At 44.3% G+C, this 17,509-nt stretch carries 14 protein-coding genes; 11 read left to right on the top strand and 3 right to left on the bottom strand.

The genetic code is table 11. The features are described from left to right. The first annotated feature begins 249 nt into the window (after positions 1-249). Positions 250-804 carry a superoxide dismutase family protein gene (locus AZ46_RS06595; protein ID WP_029280803.1) on the top strand — a complete coding sequence of 185 codons (555 nt, stop codon included), beginning with the start codon at positions 250-252 and terminating at the stop codon, positions 802-804. 42 nt (positions 805-846) lie between these two features. Here the strand turns inward: AZ46_RS06595 and AZ46_RS06590 are convergent, their stop codons facing one another. Beyond that, complete coding sequence (locus AZ46_RS06590) at positions 847-2,781, bottom strand: LTA synthase family protein (RefSeq protein ID WP_029280805.1); 1,935 nt, start codon at positions 2,779-2,781, stop codon at positions 847-849. A gap of 239 nt (positions 2,782-3,020) precedes the next feature. Here AZ46_RS06590 and AZ46_RS06585 point away from each other — a divergent pair, with 239 nt between their 5' ends. From AZ46_RS06585 to AZ46_RS06570, 4 genes are all read left to right on the top strand, one after another. Next, entirely contained in the window at positions 3,021-3,893 is an 873-nt protein-coding gene (locus AZ46_RS06585; protein ID WP_051827197.1) for a VanW family protein, read from the top strand. Between the two features lie 96 nt (positions 3,894-3,989). Beyond that, the gene (locus AZ46_RS06580; protein ID WP_029280808.1) at positions 3,990-4,562 is read left to right on the top strand and encodes a YitT family protein; all 573 of its coding nucleotides are present in this window, start codon (positions 3,990-3,992) and stop codon (positions 4,560-4,562) included. A gap of 144 nt (positions 4,563-4,706) precedes the next feature. After that, on the top strand, positions 4,707-5,714 hold the full coding sequence (locus AZ46_RS06575; RefSeq protein WP_029280809.1) for an LLM class flavin-dependent oxidoreductase: 1,008 nt from the start codon (positions 4,707-4,709) through the stop codon (positions 5,712-5,714). Positions 5,715-5,835: 121 nt separating this feature from the next. Continuing rightward, complete coding sequence (locus tag AZ46_RS06570) at positions 5,836-6,834, top strand: LLM class flavin-dependent oxidoreductase (RefSeq protein WP_029280810.1); 999 nt, start codon at positions 5,836-5,838, stop codon at positions 6,832-6,834. A gap of 33 nt (positions 6,835-6,867) precedes the next feature. Here AZ46_RS06570 and AZ46_RS06565 read toward each other — a convergent pair whose 3' ends face one another. Further along, a complete protein-coding gene (locus tag AZ46_RS06565) occupies positions 6,868-7,467 on the bottom strand; it encodes a hypothetical protein (RefSeq protein WP_029280812.1) in 600 nt (199 codons plus the stop codon). 170 nt (positions 7,468-7,637) lie between these two features. Between AZ46_RS06565 and AZ46_RS06560 the strand changes: the two genes are divergently transcribed. The 5 genes from AZ46_RS06560 (at position 7,638) to odhB (ending at position 15,029) form a co-directional block, all read left to right on the top strand. Continuing rightward, on the top strand, positions 7,638-8,528 hold the full coding sequence (locus AZ46_RS06560; protein WP_029280813.1) for an ATP-binding protein: 891 nt from the start codon (positions 7,638-7,640) through the stop codon (positions 8,526-8,528). 12 nt (positions 8,529-8,540) lie between these two features. Beyond that, on the top strand, positions 8,541-10,466 hold the full coding sequence (locus AZ46_RS06555; protein ID WP_029280815.1) for a vWA domain-containing protein: 1,926 nt from the start codon (positions 8,541-8,543) through the stop codon (positions 10,464-10,466). A gap of 139 nt (positions 10,467-10,605) precedes the next feature. Next, a complete protein-coding gene (locus tag AZ46_RS06550) occupies positions 10,606-10,812 on the top strand; it encodes a hypothetical protein (protein WP_029280816.1) in 207 nt (68 codons plus the stop codon). A 108-nt stretch (positions 10,813-10,920) separates the two neighbouring features. Further along, positions 10,921-13,761, top strand: coding sequence for a 2-oxoglutarate dehydrogenase E1 component (gene sucA, locus AZ46_RS06545; protein WP_029280817.1), 2,841 nt, complete (start codon positions 10,921-10,923; stop codon positions 13,759-13,761). Positions 13,762-13,763: 2 nt separating this feature from the next. Continuing rightward, the gene (odhB, locus tag AZ46_RS06540) at positions 13,764-15,029 is read left to right on the top strand and encodes a 2-oxoglutarate dehydrogenase complex dihydrolipoyllysine-residue succinyltransferase (RefSeq protein WP_029280819.1); all 1,266 of its coding nucleotides are present in this window, start codon (positions 13,764-13,766) and stop codon (positions 15,027-15,029) included. 90 nt (positions 15,030-15,119) lie between these two features. Here the strand turns inward: odhB and AZ46_RS06535 are convergent, their stop codons facing one another. Next, positions 15,120-16,256 (bottom strand): NADH-dependent flavin oxidoreductase, encoded by a 1,137-nt coding sequence (locus AZ46_RS06535; RefSeq protein ID WP_029280820.1) that lies wholly within the window; start codon positions 16,254-16,256, stop codon positions 15,120-15,122. Positions 16,257-16,390: 134 nt separating this feature from the next. Here AZ46_RS06535 and AZ46_RS06530 point away from each other — a divergent pair, with 134 nt between their 5' ends. After that, positions 16,391-17,434: an acyl-CoA--6-aminopenicillanic acid acyl-transferase gene (locus AZ46_RS06530; protein WP_029280822.1), complete on the top strand. Its 1,044-nt coding sequence runs from the start codon at positions 16,391-16,393 to the stop codon at positions 17,432-17,434. The last annotated feature ends 75 nt before the right edge of the window (positions 17,435-17,509 follow it).

The following is a 17,509-nucleotide window of genomic DNA, read 5'->3' as shown; positions in this document are numbered from 1 at the left end:
GTGAAAGGTCATAAGCAGCCATGATATAACCCTTCAGCATGAAGGAGAGTATCTAAAGGGTCATAAACCCACATGATATAACCTCCCAGCATAAAAAAAGCCTTACATATGGTTCTCTCAATAAACCGGTACAACCCCATTCAGAGAAAGAAAACACTCAAGAAAGATTCACATAATCACTCACTCCGTTTTAAAATCCCACCATTATGCACAACCTACTAGAGAATTTTTTGAAATGGAGGCTGGATCATGAAAAAACATATTGTATCAGCGGTGTTACTGTCTGCTGTCACGGCGCTTAGCGGCTGCTCAGCTTCAAGTGAGGAGTCAGCACCTGTGAGCGGGCGTACTGCTGCTCCGGTTACAGCAGAGATGATAAACAGCGAGGGTATTAAAATTGGAACGGCCGTATTTACTGACACGGGAAAAGGCGTATCAATCAGGCTGAAGGCGGAAGGGCTGCCGCCAGGCATAAAAGCCATTCACATCCATGAAACGGGAAAGTGCGATAAACCAGATTTTAAAACGGCGGGAGGTCATTTTAATCCGAAGAAAAAACAGCATGGATTCGACAATCCAAAAGGCTATCATGCAGGAGATCTTCCTAACATTGAAATTAACGAGAAGGGGAAGGTGGATGTAGAACTGCAGACAGCGGATGTTACCTTGATGCAGGGGAAAAAGAATTCCCTGCTTGATGAGGATGGAAGCTCGCTGATTATCCACGAGTCGAAAGATGATTATCAGACGGATCCGGCAGGAAATGCAGGAAACCGGATTGCCTGCGGGGCTATCGTGAACTGAATACAAAAAAGCTGATGAGAATGAGATCTCATCAGCTTTTGATTACTCTTCTTTTTCATCAGGACCCATGTAGCGGTACTGATTAGGATCAACTTTTTTAAAGCCTTCAGGAGTGTGGAAACGGAGAAGGTCACCGTAGACGATTTTATCTGAGATTGTCAGCTTTTTGTCTACCATTTCTTCCGTTTGTTTGATTTCTTTGTTTTCTTTTACAAGCTCTCCTGTTTTTGTATCGTAAAACTTGCCGTCAACAGAAGAGAATTCAGGAGTAACGAAGTCTCCGTTTCTGAACGGTACAACTTGCTGGTGGTCTTTTGACATTAAGTCTGTACCCATTTGGATATAGTCTTTTGTATCAACGCCAAGCAAGTTAAGAACAGTAGGGCGAATATCAACTGTGCCGCCGAATTGGTGCTGCTCTCCGCCTTTTAACCCAGGGGCATGAATGAAGAGCGGAACTCTCTGCAGCTGTGCGTGCTCAAAGCCGTTGATTTCTTTGCCCATTACTTGAGACATTGCTTTGTTATGGTTTTCTGAAATTCCGTAATGGTCACCGTACATGACGATCATTGTATTGTCATACATGCCTGATTTCTTCAGGTCTTCAAAGAACTGCTTAAGAGATTCATCCATGTAGCGTGCCGTCTGGAAGTAGCGGTCAACAGATCCGTCTCCGGTTGTATGAGGGTCAATGGTTGCCTCATCTTCTTCAATCGGATAAGGGAAATGGTTTGTTAATGAAATGAACTTCGTGTAAAACGGCTGCTCCATTGATTTTAGGAGCGGAATCGACTCTTCAAAGAATGGTTTATCTTTTAATCCGTAGTTTACAACATCTTCTTCTTTCATTGAGTAATACTCAGCGTCGAAGAATTGTTCATATCCAAGTGATTTATACATCACATCGCGATTCCAGAACGACTTGTAGTTGCCGTGGAATACGCCGGTCGAATAACCCTTTTGATCCATGATTGCCGGTGCTGCCTGATACGTGTTTTCAGCTTTTGTTGTAAATACAGCTCCCTGCGGAAGAGGGTATAATGAGTTTTCTACCATAAACTCGGCGTCAGACGTTTTACCCTGGCCTGTTTGATGGAAGAAATTATCAAAGTAAAGAGTATTTTTATCTTTCGTCAGTGAGTTCAAGAATGGCGTTACTTCTTCGCCGTTTATTTTATAATCAATCGCAAAAGTCTGCAGCGATTCAAGTGAAATATAGATGACGTTCATGCCTTCAGCCTTGCCGAAGTATTCAGGGTTAGGCTTGGCCTGTGTCGCTTTTGTGTAGTTGAGTACTTCAGTGACGTCATTGCTGTCAGCAAGTGCGCGCTGAGCAGAAGACTTGGAACTTTGAATCGCATCATAGATCGTGTAGTTGTACATTCCAAGGTATTTCACAAGGTAGTTTCGGTCAAATGTCCGTGTCAGTAATTGCGGACGGTCCATTTCAGCAAGAGCAAGATTTGCCCCGAACAAAACAAAAGCTGAAACGATTACAGTCGCTACTCTTTTGCCTTTCATTCGAACATTTTCAGGTTTGACGAATTTACCGAATACAAGAATCATCAAAATAATAACATCCAGGAAGTACAGGACATCATATGGCTTAACAAGAGCTCCAAGACTTTGTCCTAGATCGCCTGCATTCTTCGTCTGCGTCAATGTTGGAACCGTAATAAAGTCATTAAAGAAACGGTAGTAGACAAGGTTCGCATATAATAGGAAGGACATAAGGAAATCAATAATGATCATCCAGATAAATGCCTTTTTTCCTTTTGCAAAAAGAGCTAATCCAAGAAAAAGAACAGCAGAGCTGATCGGGTTGACAAACAGCAGAAATTGCTGAATGGCATTATCAATGCCTAGTGTAAATTCAGTTTGATAAGCAGCATAGGTTTTAATCCACAGCAAGACTACCGCGAAAATAAAAAAGCCAAGATGCTTATTTAAAAAACCCTTAGCAAGTAATTTGTTCAATTTTTTTCACCTCTAGTAATCAATTAGTATCATTTTTAAAAGTCGTTAGCAGTCAGTTTGAAAAAGTTGAAGTTGTTCAGCAAAAGATAAGAAAAATCATAACGCATACCCTGTATAAAAGTCAACTTTCTTATAATTCAATCAATCTGACAATCTATCATGAATTCTTGCGAAATTGTTTGTAAATCATACATAAAGTCATGCTCTGCAGCCAATAGTAAGCAGGGGAGTGATGGTGTATGAAAATGGCTATTTTCGCTTTGCTGATTGCGCTGACTCAGCAGCCAGGGAATGACAGTCTGCTGATTAAAGACCAGACGAAGATTATTGGAACCATTTCAAAGGAAGACCTCGCGCAGCTTACTGAAGAAATGTACATAATGAACGATGAAAAAATTAATCAGCTGTCAACGCGAATGGACAACGTAATGTATAAGCCTCCTGTAAATGCCTGGGTAAGTAAATCAGGGGCAATCATACAGGAGAAAAAAGGCTACAGGCTGCACAGAGAAAAATTCCGCGAACTTTTATATTCCTATTTTTACGGGAAAGGGCCTATGACAGTCCAGGCGCCGAAAATGGATCTATACCCCAGGGTGGACAGTGATCTCTTAATTAGCATCCGTTCAGCACGGATCGGCAGCTATGCTACTTTTTTCAACAAACGGAATGTACAAAGAACTAAAAACATAATCCTTGCAGCAGAAGCCATTAATAATACAGTTGTTTTTCCTGGAGAAACCTTCTCGTTTAATGGTGTTGTAGGGAACAGAACGGCTGCAAAAGGGTATATGAAAGCTCCGATTATCATCAAAGGGGAGCTTGCGGAAGGAATTGGCGGCGGAATCTGCCAAGTCTCGTCTACTTTATTTAACGCGACAGACAATGCTGGTTTGAAAACAGTTGAACGGTTTTCTCATTCGAGGAATGTTCCCTATGTGCCAAAGGGACGGGATGCCACCGTCAGCTGGTATGGTCCTGATTTCAAGTTCACAAACAAGTACAGTGAGCCTGTTCTGATAATGGCTGCTGTTTACAGCTCAAGTGTGACGGTGACTATTTATTCCACAAAGGAAGTGTTGTACGAAAAGAGTGCAGAAAGGAATAAGTAACGATTTGCGGCGGCTGATTTTGCCGGTCTGAAAAAGATGCTTCTGAAAGAATATGCCTGGACATATAGTTAGAAGACTCTTTTCTTAGGCAAGGTGATGCTTATCACACAGAAGATAGCCGCCATTATAATAGGAAGTTTGCTGATCGGCATAGGCATTAACGGATTTCTTGTCCCTCACCATCTGATTGACGGCGGTGTGGATGGTGCGGCGCTTATTATGCATTATTACTTTGATTTTAAGACTGGATTATGTATTTTATTGTTCAGTATTCCGCTATGCATGTATGCCTGGTTTTATAAGCCGGCGTATTTTTACAGCAGCTTTCATGGTTTGCTCGTTTCTGCGTTCTTTATTGATCTGCTCGATCCTCTGAGGACGTCATTTGATCTGCCCATCTTTTTAAGTTCATTAATAGGCGGATGCATTATAGGAATAGGAATCGGGATTATGCTCAGAAATGATACAAGCACCGGGGGAACGGATCTGCTTGCACGCCTGATTTCAGACTATACCAGCTTAAATATCGGCATCGCAATCCTTTTAGTAGACGGGCTTGTCGTTCTTGCGGGATATAAAACACTTGAACTTAGGAGTTTTGTTTTTTCCTGTATAACCATCGCAGTGATCGGGCTGGTTACGTCAATTGTCATGAAGCCGGAAGAATAGCAGATAACAGGTCCTGAGGGATCTGTTTTTGTTTTCACGCAGTTCAATTGTTTGATTTTTAAAGGCCATTGCGATAAATCTAATAAGCAGGAAGCATTTTTCTTCGGCATAAGCGGAATGACACCTGTGGGAGGAGCAGATGCAATGAAACTTAGTATATTAGACCAGTCACCCATTTCAGAAGGGTTTACTGCCATAGATGCGCTTGCCCAATCTCTTCACCTTGTAAAAGAGGCTGAAAAGCTGGGCTATTGCCGGTATTGGTTTGCAGAACATCACAACACGAGCGGTCTTGCAAGCACAGCGCCGGAAATTTTGATGGCACATGCCGCCTCTCATACCGAACGGATAAAAGTCGGATCCGGCGGTGTGCTGCTTCCTCAGTACAGTCCGCTGAAAGTAGCTGAAACGTTTCGTACGCTTGAAACGCTTTTTCCAAACAGGATTGACCTTGGCATTGGACGTTCTCCCGGAGGTTCAGCAGAAACACGTCTTGCACTGACAGACGGTCTGCGAAAGAGCATGAACGAATTTCCAAGACAGCTAAAGGACTTACAGGGGTACTTAAGCAGCGGCCTCCCTGCGGAGCATGCTTTTTCTGGGGTACAGGCGATGCCTGATCCACTGTCGTCCTCACCTGATTTGTGGCTGCTCGGAATATCGCACAGAGGAGCCAGAGTGGCAGCTGAACATGGGATGGCATTTACATACGGGCACTTTATCAACCCTGTCAGCGGGAAAAAAGCTATGAAAGATTACAGAGAGCAATTTAAGCCAGCCGGCCACTTAAAAGAACCGAAGACAAATTTCTGCATTTTTGCAGTCTGTGCTGAATCTCAGGAGAAGGCAGAGTATCTGGCAAGCAGTCAGGATGCCTGGCTGCTTCAGGTTGAAAGCGGGGGAGATACAAGAATCATTTCTCCGGATCAAGCCGGAAAAATAAAGTTCAATGAGGATCAAAAGAACAAAATACGAATGAACCGCAAGCGTATGCTGATCGGCACTCCGGAAAGGATAAAGGAGGACCTGCTTCGGATTGCGGATGATTATCAGACAGATGAAGCCCTTATCCTGACCAACATTTACGATATTAAAGAAAAACTTGAGTCGTACAGGCTACTTGCAGAAGCTTTTCAAATTGGGGATAGCTGAATGGAGTCGAATTAGTTTCTTTTATCCTTCTTCCTTGTTAAAATAAAAGCCAATCACAAGCTTACTTTTTGTAAGTTTCTATAAATTCGTCTTTAAGATGTACTCAGGAGGAGGACTTTTTATGTCCAATGCAAAAAAAGATGTAAAGCTTTCTATTCTGGATCTTGCTCCCGTTGTAGAAGGGAGCACTCCATCAGATGCATTTAAGAACACACTGGATCTTGCCCGGCATGCCGAAAAATGGGGATATAACCGTTTCTGGCTGGCAGAGCATCATAATATGGAAGGAATCGCGAGCTCTGCAACTGCTGTGCTGATCGGCCATGTTGCCGGAGGAACCTCGACCATACGTGTGGGTTCAGGCGGGATTATGCTTCCAAATCATTCTCCGCTTGTGATCGCAGAGCAATTTGGAACACTTGAATCGCTTTACCCCGGAAGAATTGATCTTGGACTTGGACGGGCTCCAGGAACAGACCAGCTCACTGCCCGTGCACTGCGGCGAGAAAACATGAGCAATGGGGAAGACTTCCCTGAACAGCTTGATGAATTAAGAGAATACTTTAACCCGACAGAGGCAGCACATGTCAAAGCTGTGCCCGGAAAAGGTCTGAATGTGCCAATTTGGCTTTTGGGTTCAAGCGGCTTCAGCGCGCAGCTCGCAGGAAGACTTGGCCTGCCATTTGCTTTTGCCAGTCATTTTTCCCCAGAGCATACGGTGCCCGCAATGAATTTGTACAGAAGCAGCTTCAGACCGTCAGAGGTACTTGACGAACCTTACGCAATGGTTGGCGCCAACGTTATCGCTGCTGATACAGATGAGAGAGCAGCTTTTCTTGCGACTTCCATGCAGCAGCAGTTTTTGAATCTTGTCCGCAATCGTCCAGGAAAAATGCAGCCTCCGGTTGAAAATATGGAAGAGCTGTGGACGCCATATGAAAAAGCTGCCATTCATCAGCAGCTTGGTTCATCTATTGTCGGCAATGAAAGAACGGTAAAAGAGAAACTGGAAAAATTCATAGAAGAAACCGGCGCAAACGAAATTATGGTCAATGCTTCTATTTACGACCATCATGAACGTCTTCGTTCATTCGAGATCGTATCAGGACTGCTCCGTTAAATCAGTAATTACAACAAGGGTGAAGGAATATCTTCACTCTTGTTTTTTTGCTTTTGCAAGCAGCAAACAAAGCGGACCCAGAACGGGAATAAAACAATAGAAGGATCTCCTGCCCATTTTGTATTCATGCTTAAGCACATACCACGAAAGCCATGTTAAAACAAACAGGTCAGCGGTCATCACACTGACAAGCTGCGAAGATTGAAACGCCTCTGAATATCTCTCTACTGACCCCATAATGATGCCAAAAAGGTATAGACCGGCAGTAAGCACGGCAAGAAACAAAATCACCCATTTTGAATCACGAAGCATTTTCGCTTTTTCTGAGAATTTCCTTTCCATATGTTTACGCTCTTTTCTCAAAAAGAAGTAAGGGAGCAGCGAAAAAGCTCCAAGGGCAAATGAACCGATAACAAACGGCCATGCAGGAAGCTTCCGCGTATCATTCGGCAAGAGCAATAAAGCAAAGATCATTGGGAAAATCCCCAAAAATGAAAACACCGTAACCACCAGCGGATCTGCCTGTTCAAAAGAACCAGACAAAAGGTTTCTCATGATGTCATCTTCCACGCCGCTCTTTCCCGGCGCAAAAAATACAGCATAAGCAATAAGGGCTGCCCACAAACTAAACATAGATTCACCTCTTCTTTACAGTTTAATGTAGCACTTCCGATCATCAATCCACCAGTTATAATCTGTTTTTTCTTTGAACGCGCTTGCAAAAGGCAATCCCTTTGAGTCATGCGTTTTTTTCTAGTATACTGGGGCAGAGAAATTTGAACGAGAGAAGGGAACAACCTACAATGACCTTACAATTAGAAGCCATGAACCTTCCGCCGCAGCTTTTGGAAGATATCAGGAAGCGAGCAGAATCCTATAAAAACAGCGGAGACTCATACTTGATCGGAACAGGAGGCTATTTGCCTTCAGAGGATGCGGTCCTGTTTGATGCGATGATTGCCCTGGCACTTGGGAAAAACGTATTATTAAAAGGGCCTACCGGCTCAGGAAAAACCAAGCTTGCCGAAACCCTCTCCAATTTGTTCGGACAGCCGATGCACAGCATCAACTGCAGTGTCGACCTTGATGCCGAGGCACTTCTTGGCTATAAAACCATTTCGCAGGAGGGCGCGAAAACATCGATTGAATTTATAGAGGGGCCAGTCATTCATGCGATGAAAAAAGGCCACCTTCTTTATATAGATGAAATCAATATGGCGAAGCCTGAAACGCTTCCTATTTTAAACGGGGTGCTTGATTACCGCAAAATGATCACGAATCCGTTTACGGGGGAAGTCATCCGGGCCGAAGGGGGCTTTGGAACAGTTGCTGCCATCAATGAAGGATACGTCGGCACGGTTCCTCTGAATGAAGCGCTGAAAAACCGTTTTGTCGTGATAGAAGTTCCATACATTCAGGGAGAACAGCTGAAATCCGTTCTTCGCACACAGTCGAAGCTGACTGATGAAAAGCTTCTGTCCCAATTTGTTACTTTGTCAGCTGATTTACTGTCCCAGGTGCAAAACGGCCAAATTTCAGAAGAAGCCGCTTCAGTACGGGCCTTGATTGATACATGCGACCTTGCCGTCTATCTTCCGCCTTTGCGTGCGATCTCACGCGGAATTACCGAAAAACTTGAAGATGACAGGGAAAAGGCAGCGATCCGTAATATTGCAGAAACGCTGTTTGCATAAAGGGGATTTGTCATGAAATACATTAAATTCAACGATAAACGGGTAGATTCCTTTCTTTTTATGGAGCTGTCGGATCTTGCTAAAACACTGACACGCAGCGATGAGACAGAAGTTGAATTTGCTGTGCAGTCCTATTTTGATCCCTTTACAAAAAAAGTTCATATCAGCCATTTCTGGGACAACCGTCCCCGCAAGGATATGGTGAACGGACTGAAAAGCGATGTATTTCTCCGGAGCATCGGCAGCAGCAGGCATACGGATTATCAAGCAGTAGATACTTTTGTAAAAGCTGCACAGAACCTTTCGCTTTCAAGCTTTGCCAAGCAGCTTTTCGTCATGCTTGAGGATTTGCGACTCGAGGAATCATGCAAAAAGGAAAGACCCGGCACTGTGCGTGTCTTTGCGGCAAGAAGGGAAATGTACAGGCGGTTTTTTAAAAGCCAGCTGATTATAAATCAGGAACGGACCATTTTAACAGATGCTCTTTACAGCGCATTTTATTTAAAGGCTACGTCAGGTTCTCCGCTGGAGGTTTTTCCGTCTCTAAGCGAGTCCATTGACCTTGCCGTTCCCTTTTTAGAAAGAGAGATCCTTTCTTTTTACGAGGCAAAAGAAACAGCAGACATCAGCAAAATCGTTCTCTCTGTCACAGAGGTGCTCGAGGATCTTCTTGAGGCTGATATGCTTAATATGTACTTTCATCTGCCGGTTCTTGATTATGCCGAAGCTGATGCCGTGCTGACATTTGATGAGATGAAGAGAAAATCCAAGCTCAAAAACGATGATATCCTAAAGCAGGAAAAAGAAGAAGATGATGAAGATGTCCATGAAGACAAGCTTCCAACCTGGCACCGCGAAACAAGCGAAGCAACGAAAAGTTTCCTGCAGTTCGATCTTGAGCAGGGAACGAAAACAGACCTGCTTGGCGAAGGTGTAAGGGAAGGGGATGACGGAGATCAGGCACTTGGAATGGTCCAGGGGTCATCCAAAAAGACGTCCCGAAACGATTATTCCAAGCTCGAAGCCCTGGAGAATGCAGAAAACAGAGAGGAAAAAGGCGGAATTGAAGCATTCGGCAAAGAAAACAAATATGCCTTTCCTGTTTTTACAGTCCCGGACTTGCCTTCTGCTGATGAACAGGTCTCCTACCGCGAGAAAAAGAAAATCATCGCTCCTTATCAAAAAAAATTAAAGCAAATGATTGAAAAAACACTGGAACATAAAAAAATCTCCCCAAGAAGCGATTTGCATACAGGGAGATTGAGCAAGAAACTGCTGAAGCTCCTGACCGATGATAATCCACGTCTGTTCTATAAGAAAAATCAGCCTTCAGCACAGATTGATGCTGCCTTTTGCCTGCTCGTCGACTGCTCTGCTTCTATGTTTGACAAAATGGAGCAGACGAAGCTTGGCATTACTCTTTTTCATGAAGCACTGAAATCGGTCTCTGTTGTTCATCAAGTTACCGGTTTTTGGGAAGATACAAATGAAGCCACGGAAACAAGTCAGCCAAACCACTTTAAGACGGTCATTGATTTTGGTTCGTCTCTTCAAAAAAAGAGGGGGCCGGAGATCCTCCAGCTGCAGCCGGAAGAGGATAACCGCGACGGCTATGCCATTCGCCATATGACAAAACAGCTGATGCAAAGAAGTGAGAACCAAAAATTCATGCTTGTCTTTTCAGACGGTGAACCAGCAGCTTCAGGATATGAACAGAACGGGATCATCGACACACATGAAGCGGTGCTCCAAGCCAGAAAGCGCGGAATTGAAGTAATAAATATTTTCCTTTCGAACGGCGAAATTGATGAGGGACAGCAGAAAACAATACAGAACATATACGGAAAGTTCAGCATTGTTGTTCCTGATATTGACACGCTTCCTGAAGTCTTGTTCCCTGTTTTGAAAAAATTGCTTCAAAAAAGTATTCATGCCTGAAAAAGCGTCTCGTCATGAGGCGCTTTTTAAAACATTATTATGAAATACTCAAATCTAAACAATTTTCATCCTTGTATAGAGGATCTGTTATGAAGGGAAAGCATATAAAAGAGAGAACGGTTTAAATATGAGGGTGCAATTGGCTGAAAGAAAAGAAAATTGGAAAAGATATGGGGGTTATTGTCGGATTACAGATTATTTTTTTGCCCTGAGTCGAATTTTAGGGCTGCATTCTCATGAAGAATCATTATTAATTTTTGTTTTTCACTATTATTTTAAATTTTCTTATGATACTCCTTTGATAAAACAGCCAGGGAGTGTTAAAATGGAAATGGAAGCGTTTTAATCCAAACCTATCATTCTTTGAATGAAAGGATAGTATATTACAATAATATCCATTTGAGTCTGCGTGAAAAACAAGCAGATTCACTACCATTGCTGGGGGTAATGTAAGATGTCAGGAACTACAACAAAGCGCAAGATTCGACTTGAAGATTTTCATGGCCCGAACCTTGGCTATGTCCTGGAACTGTTTGATCAGTATAAACAGGATCCGGAATCGGTTGACGCCGAATTGCGAGAAATGTTTAACGGCTGGGATGAATCACCGCAGCAGACAGCATCAGTTGCTGTTCAGGCTGAAGGGAGCGTGCCTAGTGCGGACAAGATGAAGAAGATTGCCTATGCAGTCAAGCTCGCTGATGATATCCGCACATACGGACACTTGAACGCTTCTATTTATCCTTTTGAAAACCCTGGAAAAGAGTTTCTTAAGCTGAAGGATTACGGGCTTACAGAAGCAGATCTTGAAGAAATTCCAGCGTCGATTCTGTGTGCGGATGCACCGCAGGATGTGACGAACGGACTTCAGGCAATTACTTACTTAAAAGAAGTTTATACAAAAACCATTGCGTTTGAATTTTCCCATGTTCACCGTTTTGAAGAGAAATACTGGCTGAAAAAAATGGTTGAATCAGGAGAAATCTTCAAAAGCCACACGAATGAAAAGCGCCTTTCCATTCTTCGCCGGCTCTCTGAAGTTGAAGGATTTGAAAAATTCCTTCACCGCACGTTTGTCGGACAGAAGCGGTTCTCAATTGAAGGGCTTGATATGCTTGTTCCAATGCTTGATGAACTCATTTCGGGTGCTGTTCACGCAGGCACGCACAATGTAAACATCGGGATGGCGCACAGAGGACGTCTAAACGTTCTTGCCCATGTTCTTAAAAAACCGTATGAAATTATTTTCTCTGAATTTCAGCATTCTCCGAACAAGGAGCTTGTGCCGTCAGAAGGTTCTGTAGGCATTAACTATGGCTGGAGCGGAGATGTGAAATATCATCTGGGCGCTGACAGACAGATTACAGATGAAAGCACGAAGAGAGCGAGACTGACTCTTGCAAACAACCCAAGCCATCTGGAGTATGTAGATCCTATTGTCATGGGATATACGCGTGCCGCACAGGATAACCGCAAGACAGCAGGCTACCCTGTACAGGACGAAAAAGAGTCTATGGCGATTATCATTCACGGGGATGCAGCGTTTCCTGGAGAAGGAATTGTTGCGGAAACACTGAATCTGAACTCTCTGAAAGGCTATCAGACAGGCGGATCCATTCACATTATTGCAAATAACATGATCGGCTTTACGACAGAAAGCATGGATTCCAGGTCCACCAAGTATGCAAGTGATCTTGCCAAAGGATATGAAATTCCAATCGTTCACGTTAATGCAGATGATCCGGAGGCGTGTCTTGCAGCTGTTTTAATGGCGATCGAATACCGCAAACTGTTTAACCGCGACTTCCTGATCGACCTGATCGGCTACCGCCGCTTCGGCCACAACGAGATGGATGAGCCGATGACGACGCAGCCGCAGCTTTACGAAAAAATCCGAAAGCATCCTACTGCGCGGGCTCTTTATGCGAAGAAGCTTGAAGAAGCAGGATATGCAACGAAAGAAAAAATAGAAGAAATTGATCAGCAAGTACTGGATAAATTCGATGCAGCGTACCAAAAAGTGCCTTCTAAAAAAGTCACTCAGGTACATGATATAGAACTTCCTGAAATCGTTATCAACGGGCTGCCGGCTATTGAAACGGCTGTCGAGAAAGAAGCTTTGCTCAGAATTAATGATGAACTTGTAAAATGGCCGGAAGATTTTCATGTGTTTGATAAACTTAAGCGCATTTTAGAACGCCGGGCAAACATCTTTGCAGGTGAGCAAAAGGCTGACTGGGCACTTGCTGAAACGCTTGCTTTTGCAACAATCCTTGAAGATGGTACACCGATCCGCCTTTCAGGTCAGGATTCCGAGCGCGGCACATTCTCCCAAAGACATCTTGTCCTGCATGACAGCGAGACAGGCAATGTTTATGCACCGCTGCATAAACTAAGTAAATCAAACGTATCATTTGCCGTTCATAATAGTCCGCTTTCTGAGGGATCTGTTCTCGGATTTGAATACGGCTACAATGTTTTTGCTCCTGAGACACTTGTGCTATGGGAAGCACAGTACGGAGATTTTGCCAATGCAGCCCAGGTCTTCTTTGACCAGTTTATCTCTGCAGGCAGAGCTAAATGGGGACAAAAATCAGGTCTTGTGATGCTTCTTCCTCACGGGTACGAAGGACAAGGGCCAGAGCATTCAAGTGCCAGACTTGAGCGCTATCTGCAGCTTGCGGCTGAAAACAACTGGACAGTTGCCAACCTGACAAGCGCAGCTCAATATTTCCATATTTTAAGAAGACAGGCAGCTTTGCTCAAACGCGAGGAAGTGCGTCCGCTTGTGATCATGACGCCAAAGAGCCTGCTGCGTAACGCACAGACTGTTTCATCTATAGATGAGATGAGCGGCGGGGGATTCCGTTCTGTTATTGAACAGCCAGGACTCGGCCTGAACCATTCAGAAGTGAAGCGCATTGTCCTGTGCAGCGGAAAAATTGCGACAGACTTAACGGACAAACTGAACGCAATGGAAAACAAAGCTGACAGTATTCACCTTGTAAGAGTGGAAGAACTGTATCCTTTCCCGAAAAAAGAAATATCAGCCATCTTGGGCAGATATGAAGCTCTAGAAGAGATTGTATGGGTACAGGAAGAGCCTATGAACATGGGTGCATGGACATACATTGAACCGGAACTCAGAGAAGTGGCGCCAGTACAGACAAAAGTGAAATATATCGGCAGAAAGAGAAGATCTTCAACAGCAGAGGGAGATCCAAACGTTCATAAAAAAGATCAGGAACGCATCGTGACTGAAGCATTGACGTGGAAAAACGAAGGGAGAATTTGATCATGGCACAAGTAATCGTACCAGAATTAGCTGAATCCATCTCAGAAGGAACAATCGCACAATGGCTGAAACAGCCGGGAGACTACGTTGAAAAAGGGGAATATCTGGTTGAACTTGAAACCGATAAAGTAAACGTTGAACTGACAGCTGATTATTCTGGTGTGCTGAAAGATGTTGTTAAAGATTCAGGAGACACTGTTCAAGTGGGTGAAGTGATCGCTGAGATTGATGAAAACGGCGGTGCTTCTGCAAGTGATGAGCAAAAAGCTCCTGAGGCAAAACCTGAAGAGCCTAAACAAGAAGCGAAAACGGAAGAGCAGCCGAAACCTTCTGCACCTGTAAAGCAAGAACAGCAGGAAGCGAAGTCACAGCGCCCGATTGCTAGTCCGTCTGCCCGCAAGCTTGCCCGGGAAAAAGGAATTGACCTTTCCCAGGTTCCATCAGGAGATCCGCTTGGAAGATTGCGCAAGCATGATGTAGAAGCATATTCACCTGAAGCTAAGCCACAGGCTCCAGCTGCTCCTAAACCTGAAGCTAAACCGGCAGTTACAGCAGATTCTTTTGACAAGCCGGTAGAAGTTGAGCGCATGTCAAGACGCAGACAAACAATCGCAAAACGCCTTGTGGAAGTTCAGCAGACAGCAGCCATGCTGACAACATTTAATGAAGTGGACATGACCGCTGTGATGGACATCCGCAAGCGCCGTAAAGACAAATTCTTCGAACAGCACGATGTGCGTCTTGGATTTATGTCATTCTTTACAAAGGCAGTAATCGCAGCTCTTAAAAAATACCCGCTTCTCAACGCTGAGATTCAGGGAGATCAGCTGATCCTTAAAAAATTCTATGATATCGGCATTGCAGTCTCTGCACCTGAAGGCCTTGTCGTGCCGGTTGTCCGCGACGCTGACCGCAAGTCATTCGCCCAAATTGAAGGGGATATCAGTGATCTTGCCGGTAAAGCACAGAAAAACAAGCTGACAATTGCTGACCTTTCAGGCGGTACATTTACGATTACTAACGGAGGCGTTTTCGGCTCCCTGATGTCAACACCAATTCTTAACGGACCGCAAGTTGGAATTTTGGGCATGCATAAAATTCAGCTTCGCCCTGTTGCGATCGATAAGGATACAATGGAAAACCGCCCAATGATGTACATTGCACTTTCTTACGATCACAGAATCGTTGACGGAAAAGAAGCCGTAAGTTTCCTTGCTACAATTAAAGACCTTCTAGAAGATCCAGAGTCGCTGCTGATTGAAGGTTAAGAAGAAAAGCGGAATCAGCCTGAACACTGAAAAGCCATATAGACTTCACAAAAAAGAGCATCTGCAAAAGATGCTCTTTTTGTGTTCATTCTATTCTTTCACAGGAAACCAGCCCGGTGTGTTTATTATCGCCTGCCACAGCGGATCAGGAACAACAAGACGATCTTGTGCCTGTTTATCAAGACGGGTTTCAATTTTATCTTCACGGCCTTCTTCAATCTTTTGTACCCAGTCAGGGTCGATAATCAGTTCTCTGCCTAGTGCAATAAGGGGTACCCCTGTATTCATTGCTTTAACTGCATCTTCTGGAGTGTAAATGGACCCGACACCTATTAGTGGAAGTTTGTCACCAACCCGTTCCTGAATAATTTCAAGACGTGAGCGGGTATCATCAATTCCTCTTCTTGGAGCTGACCAGTATTCCATTAATGAAATATGAAGATAATCAAGATTCTTCTCTTTCAGGGCATCAACAAGTGCGAGCGTATCTTCCATCGTAATCCCAGGCGTTTCAGGTTCTTCCGGAGAAAATCTGTACCCTACAAGAAAGTTCTCATCTCCAAATTCGGCGGCTGCCTTTTTAACGGAATCAACTACAGCAAGAGGAAAGGCAAGTCTCTTCTCAAGTGAACCTCCGAATTCGTCTTCGCGACGATTGCTGTGCGGCGATACGAACTGCTGAATCAGGTAACCATTTGCGCCGTGGATTTCAACGCCGTCAAATCCTGCCTGGATGGCGCGGCGCGTTGATTCTCCAAAGTCATCGATGATGGAGTGGATCTCATCTATTGTTAAAGCACGGGGCACAGGCGCCTCGCCCGATGGGTGGCCCTGCTCGGCCGGCACATCGCTTGCGCTCACAACATTTCCTCCTGGAACCAGTTCAGCGGGGACCATTCGTCCTCCGTGGAAGATTTGCATGATGGCTTTTGCGCCTTTTTCTTTAATGGATTCAGCAAGCTGTTTTAAAGAAGGAATCATGTCGTCAATGTCACTGCCGAATTCTCCTGGGAAGCCCTTTCCGCTTGGAGTCACATATGCGCATGCAGTAATGACCATTCCGGGTCCGCCTGAACGGCGGCTATAGTAATCCGTTTCTGCTTTTGTCACAGTGCCGTCTTCGTTTGAGGAAAAGTTTGTCATGGGAGCCATCACAATCCGGTTCTTTAACTGAACGCCATTCTCAAATTGAAATGGCTGAAGGAGCTGCTTATACTTTGAATTCATTATTCTCGACCTCCGTATGTTTTCGTACATCTATCATGATACTTGCGGTGGAGCACAATTTCATTAAATCTGCTCATTAGAATTTGTTTCTCCTTTTAAAATCATTCATGATAGAGAAACGGAGAGTGATCGATATGACAAAAATTGAAGTGGATATCATCCAGGGAAGAGGCACTTATTTTGACCTTGGCATGAAACAGGGAAAGATACACAGGGGATCAAAACTTTCAGAAAATCATAAAAAGAGACGCGTGAAATCTGCAAAGTCCTACAGCACAGAATTAAGCGAGGCAAAGCGCCTTATGGAATCTTTTGCTCCAGGTTTGTGGCTGGAGCTTGAAGGACTATCTGAGGGGATGGAGTGGCCTCTTGCAGATGTCATCCATGAATACAGCGGCTATCAGGGAGACTGGAAAAAGTCAGGGTGCAGCGCACTGATGCAGGATGGAATATATGCGAGAAATTACGATTATCATCCGAAAACATACGAAGGCAGGTTTTTAATCTGGCATCCGGAAACCGCCTATGCAAGCATAGGGTTTGCGACACGGATGATCGGACGCATGGACGGTATGAATGAAAAAGGTCTTGCGGTCGGCTATCATTTTGTGAACCGTCTGAAGCCTGGAGACGGGTTTATTTGCTGCAGCATTGCAAGAATGGTGCTCGATACGTGCAAATCAACCGAAGAAGCCATTTGGCTGCTGAAAGAAATACCTCACCGGCACGCATTTAATTACTCCCTCTATGACTCGTCAGGACATGCGGCTATTGCTGAAGCTTCAAGCAAAGGCGTTGAGATTAAAAAAGGACATAAGCTTGCCTGCACCAATCATTTTGAACTGGGTGATAAACGTTCTGAAAACAGGCATCGTCTTGAAGAAACGATTCAAAGAAAGAAGAGAATCGAGGGGCAATTTCATAGAGCGCTGACCCCGAGAGAAGCTTTTGATTTTTTCAACCGTACAGATGGTGCAATATTCAAAAAAGAGTACGGCAACTGGGCTGGAACTCTTCATACAGCAGTATATGTACCTGAAACACTCCAGGTCCTTATAGGTGCAGGGGGAGACAGGAAGCCTGTTACCATTGACTTCAAAGATTGGCTGAACGGAAGGGACAGCTTCCTGAAGAAAATAAAAGGAACAATCGAGACAGATTTAGTATTTCCTTACTAAAAAGCTTGTACATAGCGTTTGAGAGAGAGGCTGCAAAGGGTACGGTACAAGAGCAAAGAAAGTTGGGGGAATGTA

Source organism: Metabacillus indicus LMG 22858, from assembly GCF_000708755.2.
GTDB lineage: Bacteria > Bacillota > Bacilli > Bacillales > Bacillaceae > Bacillus_P > Bacillus_P indicus.
Note: the sequence above shows the minus strand (reverse complement) of the source record. Positions and strands in the feature narration are given on the sequence as shown.